The organism is Snodgrassella alvi, from assembly GCF_002777425.1.
Taxonomy (GTDB): Bacteria; Pseudomonadota; Gammaproteobacteria; order Burkholderiales; family Neisseriaceae; genus Snodgrassella; species Snodgrassella alvi_B.
The window spans coordinates 1-969 of record NZ_MDVC01000032.1; the positions used below are offsets into that span (position 1 = coordinate 1).

Genomic DNA, 969 nt, shown 5'->3' on the forward strand with positions numbered 1-969 from the left:
GTTTCGGCTTTGGCAGCAATAATGGCGGCACGGATCGCTGCTTCGTTATGGCCGTCTACGTTGGCAATGGTGTGCCAGCCGTAAGCAGCGAAACGTTCGGGAATATTTTCACTGAACCAGTTGTCTACTTTGCCGTCGATGGAGATGTTGTTGTCGTCATACAGGACAATCAGTTTGCCCAGTTTCAGGGTGCCGGCCAGTGAGCACACTTCGTGGGATATGCCTTCCATCAGACATCCATCGCCAACGAAAACATACGTATAGTGATCAACGATATTAAAACCGGATTTGTTAAATTGGGCGGCGAGGATTTTTTCTGCCAGCGCCAGGCCAACGGCATTGCCGATTCCCTGGCCTAATGGGCCGGTGGTGGTTTCTACGCCATCGGTATAGCCATATTCTGGGTGGCCGGGGGTTTTGCTGTGCAACTGACGGAAGTTTTTTAGGTCTTCGATGCTGAGGTTGTAGCCGCTCAGGTGCAGCAGGCTGTACAGTAGCATGGATGCGTGACCGTTGGAAAGAATGAAGCGGTCGCGGTTGTAGAATTTGGGGTTGGCCGGATTATGTTGCAGGAATTCGCGCCATAATACTGTAGCCATTTCGGCCATACCCATTGGTGCGCCGGGATGGCCGGAGTTGGCCTGTTGAATTGAGTCCATTGCCAGGAAGCGAATTGCATTAGCAAGATGTGATGCCATGAAGTTGCCTTTTGATGAGGGGAAATAGCTGGTTGCAATAGCTGTGTAAAGTAATGTGCTGAACCTTGCTGTGTGAGACAGGGTTTATACAGTGTGGATTATCCTGAATCTATGCAAACCTATCAAGGAAAGTGTGTTTGGTGTGCTTATATGTACTAGCTTAAACTTAATCTGACAGACACTACCTACTCATCGGCATTCGTTCTAACACAATGACTGTCTGATGAGTAAAATAAATTCTCTAGCTGCTTTTCTTTAGCCAGTCCTTTTG

General features: G+C 48.4%; 1 protein-coding gene. It reads right to left on the reverse strand.

Features of this window, described 5'->3' with window-relative positions; translation table 11 throughout:
- The coding region (locus BGI33_RS03270) for a 1-deoxy-D-xylulose-5-phosphate synthase N-terminal domain-containing protein (protein WP_306807479.1) at positions 1–698 on the reverse strand (698 nt) is incomplete at its 3' end.
- Positions 699–969: the final 271 nt, after the last annotated feature.